Annotated in this window: 9 protein-coding genes; 5 read left to right on the plus strand and 4 right to left on the minus strand. The window is 68.6% G+C overall.

Annotated elements, in window-relative coordinates:
- Positions 1–38: 38 nt before the first annotated feature.
- The 4 genes from J7F03_RS32925 (at position 39) to J7F03_RS32940 (ending at position 3,246) form a co-directional block, all read left to right on the plus strand.
- Positions 39–833, plus strand: a complete 795-nt coding sequence (locus J7F03_RS32925) for an ABC transporter ATP-binding protein (RefSeq protein ID WP_214956028.1) — start codon at positions 39–41, stop codon at positions 831–833.
- Positions 834–888: 55 nt separating this feature from the next.
- The gene (locus tag J7F03_RS32930; RefSeq protein ID WP_214956030.1) at positions 889–1,320 is read left to right on the plus strand and encodes an NfeD family protein; all 432 of its coding nucleotides are present in this window, start codon (positions 889–891) and stop codon (positions 1,318–1,320) included.
- Positions 1,321–1,405: 85 nt separating this feature from the next.
- A complete protein-coding gene (locus J7F03_RS32935) occupies positions 1,406–2,377 on the plus strand; it encodes an SPFH domain-containing protein (RefSeq protein WP_214956032.1) in 972 nt (323 codons plus the stop codon).
- Between the two features lie 98 nt (positions 2,378–2,475).
- Positions 2,476–3,246 carry a sulfite exporter TauE/SafE family protein gene (locus J7F03_RS32940; protein ID WP_214956034.1) on the plus strand — a complete coding sequence of 257 codons (771 nt, stop codon included), beginning with the start codon at positions 2,476–2,478 and terminating at the stop codon, positions 3,244–3,246.
- A 79-nt stretch (positions 3,247–3,325) separates the two neighbouring features.
- Here the strand turns inward: J7F03_RS32940 and J7F03_RS32945 are convergent, their stop codons facing one another.
- The 3 genes from J7F03_RS32945 to J7F03_RS32955 form a co-directional block, all read right to left on the minus strand.
- The gene (locus J7F03_RS32945; protein ID WP_214956036.1) at positions 3,326–3,829 is read right to left on the minus strand and encodes an HNH endonuclease; all 504 of its coding nucleotides are present in this window, start codon (positions 3,827–3,829) and stop codon (positions 3,326–3,328) included.
- Positions 3,830–3,990: 161 nt separating this feature from the next.
- Positions 3,991–4,524, minus strand: a complete 534-nt coding sequence (locus J7F03_RS32950; RefSeq protein ID WP_214956038.1) for a YbhB/YbcL family Raf kinase inhibitor-like protein — start codon at positions 4,522–4,524, stop codon at positions 3,991–3,993.
- A 76-nt stretch (positions 4,525–4,600) separates the two neighbouring features.
- Positions 4,601–5,383 carry a sporulation protein gene (locus J7F03_RS32955; RefSeq protein ID WP_214956041.1) on the minus strand — a complete coding sequence of 261 codons (783 nt, stop codon included), beginning with the start codon at positions 5,381–5,383 and terminating at the stop codon, positions 4,601–4,603.
- 156 nt (positions 5,384–5,539) lie between these two features.
- Between J7F03_RS32955 and J7F03_RS32960 the strand changes: the two genes are divergently transcribed.
- Positions 5,540–6,181: a DNA-3-methyladenine glycosylase gene (locus J7F03_RS32960; RefSeq protein ID WP_214956043.1), complete on the plus strand. Its 642-nt coding sequence runs from the start codon at positions 5,540–5,542 to the stop codon at positions 6,179–6,181.
- Between the two features lie 148 nt (positions 6,182–6,329).
- On the opposite strand, the gene J7F03_RS32965 is transcribed toward J7F03_RS32960, so the two are convergent.
- Positions 6,330–6,635: hypothetical protein (locus tag J7F03_RS32965; protein WP_214956045.1), on the minus strand; the 306-nt coding region annotated here is incomplete at its 5' end.

A 6,635-nucleotide genomic window follows, 5' to 3' on the forward strand; every position in this document is an offset into this window, starting at 1 on the left:
ACAGACGAACCGAGACTGCAAGGGGAGACAACACGCTCATGAGCGATGTTCTGGAGCTGGTGGACGTATCCGTGGTCCGCGAGGGCCGGGCTCTGGTGGACCAGGTCTCCTGGTCGGTCAAGGAGGGGGAGCGCTGGGTGATCCTCGGCCCCAACGGCGCCGGGAAGACCACCCTGCTCAACGTCGCCTCCAGCTACCTCTTCCCCACCAAGGGCGCCGCCACCATCCTCGGCAGCACCCTCGGCAAGGTGGACGTCTTCGAGCTGCGCCCCCGCATCGGCATCGCCGGCATCGCGATGGCCGACAAGCTCCCGAAGCGCCAGACCGTCCTGCAGACCGTGCTCACCGCCGCGTACGGCATGACGGCCACCTGGCAGGAGGAGTACGAGGACGTGGACGAGCAGCGCGCCCGCGCCTTCCTCGACCGCCTCGGCATGACGGACTACCTCGACCGGAAGTTCGGCACGCTCTCCGAGGGCGAGCGCAAGCGCACCCTGATCGCCCGCGCCCTGATGACCGACCCCGAACTGCTGCTCCTCGACGAGCCCGCCGCGGGCCTGGACCTCGGCGGCCGCGAAGACCTCGTACGGCGCCTCGGCCGCCTCGCCCGCGACCCGCTCGCGCCCTCCATGGTCATGGTCACGCACCACGTCGAGGAGATCGCCCCCGGTTTCACCCACGTCATGATGATCCGCCAGGGCAAGGTCGTCACCGCCGGTCCCATCGAGCTGGAGCTGACCTCCCGCAACCTCTCCCTCTGCTTCGGGCTGCCGCTCGTCGTCGAGCGCAACGAGAACGAGCGCTGGACCGCCCAGGGCCTGCCCCTGCGCTGAGCGGGAGTCTCCCGCACCCTGTCCGGACCGCGCCCACCCGACCTACCATGACCATGTGGACATCGACGCGTGGGTGTGGTGGCTCATCGGCGCGGTCGGACTGGGCATCCCCCTCGTCCTGACCGCGATGCCCGAGTTCGGCATGTTCGCCGCCGGCGCGGTGGCGGCCGCGATCACGGCGGCCCTCGGAGGGGGAGTGGTCGCCCAGGTACTGGTCTTCGTGATCGTGTCGGTCGCGCTCCTCGCGGTGGTCCGCCCGATCGCCAACCGGCACCGCAACCAGAGGCCCCAACACCGCAGCGGAATCGACGCGTTGAAGGGCCGCAGCGCCGTCGTCCTGGAACGGGTCGACGCCGGCGGCGGCGGGCGGATCAAACTCGCGGGCGAAATCTGGTCGGCCCGCGCCCTCGACGCGGACAGCAGTTTCGAACCGGGCCAGTCCGTCGACGTGGTGGAGATCGACGGAGCGACCGCGGTCGTCATGTGAGCAAGCAGCCGACTCGCGGCCCCGGGGTCTGCGAGACTCCGCTCAACGGGGCAGCACAGACAGCCGGAAGGGCACGGGGAACCGCATGCAACCGATCATCATCGTCCTGATCATTCTCGTGGTTCTGGTCTTCATCGCACTGGTCAAGACGATCCAGGTGATCCCGCAGGCCAGCGCCGCCATCGTCGAACGATTCGGCCGCTACACCCGCACCCTCAACGCGGGCCTGAACATCGTCGTCCCGTTCATCGACTCGATCCGCAACCGGATCGACCTCCGCGAACAGGTCGTCCCCTTCCCGCCGCAGCCGGTCATCACGCAGGACAATCTGGTCGTCAACATCGACACCGTCATCTACTACCAGGTGACCGACGCCCGCGCGGCGACGTACGAAGTGGCCAGCTACATCCAGGCCATCGAGCAGCTCACCGTCACCACGCTCCGCAACATCATCGGCGGCATGGACCTGGAGCGGACCCTGACCTCCCGCGAGGAGATCAACGCGGCCCTGCGCGGAGTCCTCGACGAGGCCACCGGCAAGTGGGGCATCCGCGTCAACCGCGTCGAGCTCAAGGCCATCGAGCCGCCGACCTCCATCCAGGACTCGATGGAGAAGCAGATGCGCGCCGACCGCGACAAGCGCGCCGCGATCCTCCAGGCGGAGGGTGTCCGCCAGTCCGAGATCCTGCGCGCCGAAGGCGAGAAGCAGTCCTCCATCCTGCGCGCCGAGGGTGACGCCAAGGCCGCCGCCCTGCGCGCCGAGGGCGAGGCGCAGGCCATCCGTACGGTCTTCGAGTCCATCCACGCCGGCGACGCCGACCAGAAGCTGCTCGCCTACCAGTACCTCCAGATGCTCCCGAAGCTCGCCGAGGGAGACGCCAACAAGCTCTGGATCGTCCCGAGCGAGATCGGCGACGCCCTCAAGGGACTCTCCGGCGCGATGGGCAACTTCGGTCCGATGGGCCCGGGTTCGGGCTTCAACCCCGGCGGCTCCGGCAAGGACGGCGCGGGCGACAAGGCCGCCACGGAGCGCCGCGAACAGCCCCCCATCGACTGAACGGCCCGGCCCTGTTGCATGATCAGTGAGGCCCCTCGACCTTCACGGCGGGGAGGCGACTCACTCACGCAAAGGGGACGGCCTTGCCCTCCTTCTCGATGTCCCTCTGGGAAGCGCTCGCGGTCCTCGCCGCGGGCGTCGGCGCCGGAACGATCAACACCATCGTCGGCTCCGGCACCCTGATCACCTTCCCGGTGCTGCTGGCCACCGGTCTCTCCCCGGTCACCGCCAACGTCTCCAACACCCTGGGCCTCGTGCCCGGTTCGCTCAGCGGAGCCTTCGGCTACCGCAAGGAGCTCCGCGGCCAGCGCGCCCGCGTCCTGCGGCTCGGCGCCGTCTCGCTGGTCGGCGGGCTCGCGGGCGCCGTCCTGCTCCTCACCCTGCCGTCGGACTCCTTCGACACGATCGTGCCCGTCCTCATCGGACTGGCCCTCGTCCTCGTCGTCTTCCAGCCCCGCCTCGCCGCGGCCCTGCGCAGGCGCCAGGAGGCGGCCGGCGGCGATACCAGCCACCCCGACGGCGGACCGGCCCTGCTTTCCGGAATGCTGCTCTCCAGCGCGTACGGAGGCTACTTCGGCGCCGCGCAAGGCGTGCTCTACCTCGGCCTGATGGGCCTGCTGCTCCGCGACGACCTCCAGCGGATCAACGCCGTGAAGAACGTCGTCGCCGCGATGGTGAACGGCATCGCGGCCGTCTTCTTCCTCTTCGTCGCCGAGTTCGACTGGACGGCGGTCCTGCTCATCGCCGTCGGCTCCACCATCGGCGGCCAGGTCGGAGCCAAAGTCGGCCGCCGCCTGCCGCCCACTGTCCTGCGCGCGGTCATCGTGACCGTCGGGATCATCGCGATCGTCCAACTACTGCTCCGCTGAGCGACGTAGCCAACGTACGCCGCCCAGCGCATCCGTCCAGCCGCCAGGACCGAGCAGCCCTACGCGATCACGCGCGGCCCTAAGCGGAACGCTCGAGCCACTGCGGCAACGCCTCCCGCCCGCCCACACCCAGCGCGAGCAGCATGGCGTCCGCCGGAGACGGCACGAAGGGCTTGCGCAGCAGGGGCATCCCCGCCTCCTCCGGAGTCCGCGCCGCCTTGCGGTGGTTGTCCTCGGAGCAGGAGGCCACCGTGTTCAGCCACGTGTCCCCACCGCCCTGCGCCCGCGGCAGCACGTGGTCCACGGTCGTCGCGCGCTTCCCGCAGTACGCGCACCGGTGCTGGTCCCGGATCAACACCCCCCTCCGTGACCAGGGAGCATGTCTTCGGAAGGGCACCCGGACGTACCTGCAGAGTCTGATCACCCGCGGCATCGGAAGGTCCATCGTGGCCGCGCGCACACGGAGCTCGGGATGCGACTGTTCGACCACGGCCTTGTCCTGCAGCACCAGGACCACCGCCCGGTTCAGCGTCACCGTCGACAGCGGCTCGAAGCTCGCGTTCAGCACCAGCGTGTCCCGCATCTCGCCCACCTCCCGTGTGCAGGCCCGCGACCACCCTGGCGGCAAGGCCCGCAACCACTCTGGCCGCGCGCGCCACGCGGGACAACGCAATAAAAATGCCCGGTCCTGGCCGTCCTTAGACCAGGACCGGGCAAACGCTCGGAGAACGAAAAGCGCGGCGATCAGCCCGCGGGGGCTTCGTACTCGCCGATCAGCTGCGCCCGCCCCAAGGAGTGGAAGCGCAGATTGAAGCCGACCACGGCCGGCGAGACGTCCGCACCGGGACCCAGCTTCACCTTGTCCACCGCGTACATGGTGAAGACGTACCGGTGCCGCTCACCGGCGGGCGGAGCCGCCCCGCCGAAGTCCTTGGTGCCGTAGTCGTTCCTCACGTGCACCGCCCCGGCGGGCAGCCCCTCGAACTTCCCGCCGCCCGCACCGGCCGGCAGCTCGGTGACCGAGACCGGCAGGTCGAAGAGCACCCAGTGCCAGAACCCGCTGCCCGTAGGAGCGTCCGGGTCGAAGCACGTCACGGCGAAGCTCTTCGTCCCCTCGGGGAACCCCTCCCACCGCAGCTGCGGCGAGGAGTCCCCACCCGACTTCACCTGGGCGTCCCCCAGATCGGCCCCGGGTTCCAGATCCGCGCTGGTCACGGTGAACTCGTGCACCGGGGGATGGAAATCGTGGGGGAGCGGCGCCCTGTTCTGCTCGGCCACTGCTGAACCTCCTGCTGGGTTGCGTCGTCGCCTGCCGGCACGGGTAAACCGGCTGCCGGAGCGAGCCTAGAACCGCTCAGAGCCAGTTGCGCTGCGAACCCACCGAGGAGATCCACTGGTTCAGGTACGCCGCCCAGTCGGTCTCCTGGTACGACTGCAGACCCACCTGGAAGCAGCGGTAGGTGTCGCTGCCCTCGCTGAACAGGCCCGGCTTCTTGTCCATCTCCAGGACGACATCCATCTCGCGGCCGTCGGAGACGAAGGTCAGCTCGACCTGGTTCAGCCCCCGGTACTGCGACGGCGGCAGGAACTCGATCTCCTGATAGAAGGGCAGCGTTTGCCGCGTCCCCCGGATGTGCCCGCGCTCCATGTCCGCGCTGCGGAGGGAGAAGCCCAGCTGGGTGAAGGCGTCGAGGATCGCCTGCTGCGCCGGCACCGGGTGCACGTTGATCGCGTCGAGGTCGCCGGCGTCCACCGCGCGAGCGATCTCCAGCTCCGTGCTGACCCCGATGTTCATACCGTGCAGGTGGCGACCGCCGAAGTGGGTGATCGGCGTCTCCCACGGGATCTCCAGCCCGAAGGGGACCACGTGCAGAGCACCGGCCTGCACCTGGAAGGCACCACCCAGACGCTGCTTGGTGAAGACCACGTCCTGCTTGTACTCCTGGTCGCCGCCCTCCACCTCCACCCGCGCCTGGAGCCCGACGGACAGCCCCTCGATCTGCTGCTCCACGGACCCGCCCTGGATCCGCACCTCGCCCTGGACGATCCCGCCCGGCACGACGTTCGGCTCGGTGATGACCGTGTCGACCGACGCACCACCGGCACCCAGGCTCGCGAACAGCTTCCTGAACCCCATGCTCTGACTCCCCTTGAAGACGTGCTTGAAGACATGCTTGAAGACGTGCGCGAAGACATGTGCGAAGACATGTGCGACTACGCGCAGGACTACTCCTACAAACGCGGAACCTTAGGCCCCGGTTGCAGATCTGCGCAGTCCACTACGCTCGACCGGATGAGCGCGCGCCCCGACCGTACGCCCCTGCCCCGGTCCTTCTTCGACCGCCCGGTCCTCACCGTGGCCCCGGACCTCCTGGGCCGCACCCTGGTCCGCCGCACCCCGGAGGGCCCCATCGAACTGCGCATCACGGAGGTGGAGGCGTACGAGGGGGAAGCGGACCCGGGCTCCCACGCCTACCGCGGCCGGACGGCGCGCAACGCGTCGATGTTCGGCCCACCCGGACACGCGTATGTCTACTTCATCTACGGCATGTGGTTCAGCCTCAACCTGGTGTGCGGCCCGCCGGGTCACGCGAGCGGCGTCCTACTGCGGGCCGGGGAGGTCGCCGTGGGTGCCGATCTGGCCCGCAAACGCCGACTTTCAGCCAGAGGTGACCGAGAACTGGCCAAAGGCCCGGCTCGGCTGGCCACGGCCCTGGACGTGGACCGCTCCCTCGACGGCGCGGACCTGTGCGCGGGCCCGGATTCCCCCTTGTCCCTCCTGGCCGGCACCCCCACCCCGCCCGACCTGGTGGCCAACGGCCCCCGCACCGGAGTGGCCGGCGCCGGCGCCGCCCATCCGTACCGCTACTGGATCGCGCAGGACCCGACGGTGAGCCCGTACCGCGCCCACGCGCCACGCCGCCGCTCAACTTGACTCGGGGTGGCCGGACGCCTAACGTAGCCCGAGCCGCTTGAACGGGGCACTGCTATCAGCAGACCCCCAGAGCGGTCAACCCACTACCTACGACTTACCCCTGGCGGGGTCCTATTCGGCATGCCCGAATTCGATTCCAAGCGGCCGATTATGAGCCGCAAGGGATAAGCGCTAATGTGGTGGAGCGCCGAAAGGCAAAGACCCCGACGGTCACCAAATTCAAATCCAAGTCGACTGCAACTTTCGAGAAGCAGACAGCGGAAATGATCTGGTAGAGTTGGAAACGAAGGAAGCGCCCGGAGGAAAGCCCGAGAGGGTGAGTACAAAGGAAGCGTCCGTTCCTTGAGAACTCAACAGCGTGCCAAAAATCAACGCCAAAAGTTGATACCCCGTCCATTTCGGTGGATGAGGTTCCTTTGAAAAAGACCTGTGAGGTCGCGGTTCTGCCGTGATG

The organism is Streptomyces sp. ISL-43, from assembly GCF_018614195.1.
GTDB lineage: Bacteria > Actinomycetota > Actinomycetes > Streptomycetales > Streptomycetaceae > Streptomyces.

What these genes read in the sequence shown, in the direction of transcription:
- J7F03_RS32925 (WP_214956028.1), top strand. Translation starts at nt 39, where the DNA reads ATGAGCGATGTTCTGGAGCTGGTGGACGTATCCGTGGTCCGCGAGGGC.
- J7F03_RS32935 (WP_214956032.1), top strand. Translation starts at nt 1,406, where the DNA reads ATGCAACCGATCATCATCGTCCTGATCATTCTCGTGGTTCTGGTCTTC.
- J7F03_RS32940 (WP_214956034.1), top strand. Translation starts at nt 2,476, where the DNA reads ATGTCCCTCTGGGAAGCGCTCGCGGTCCTCGCCGCGGGCGTCGGCGCC.
- J7F03_RS32945 (WP_214956036.1), bottom strand. Translation starts at nt 3,829, where the DNA reads ATGCGGGACACGCTGGTGCTGAACGCGAGCTTCGAGCCGCTGTCGACG.
- J7F03_RS32955 (WP_214956041.1), bottom strand. Translation starts at nt 5,383, where the DNA reads ATGGGGTTCAGGAAGCTGTTCGCGAGCCTGGGTGCCGGTGGTGCGTCG.
- J7F03_RS32960 (WP_214956043.1), top strand. Translation starts at nt 5,540, where the DNA reads ATGAGCGCGCGCCCCGACCGTACGCCCCTGCCCCGGTCCTTCTTCGAC.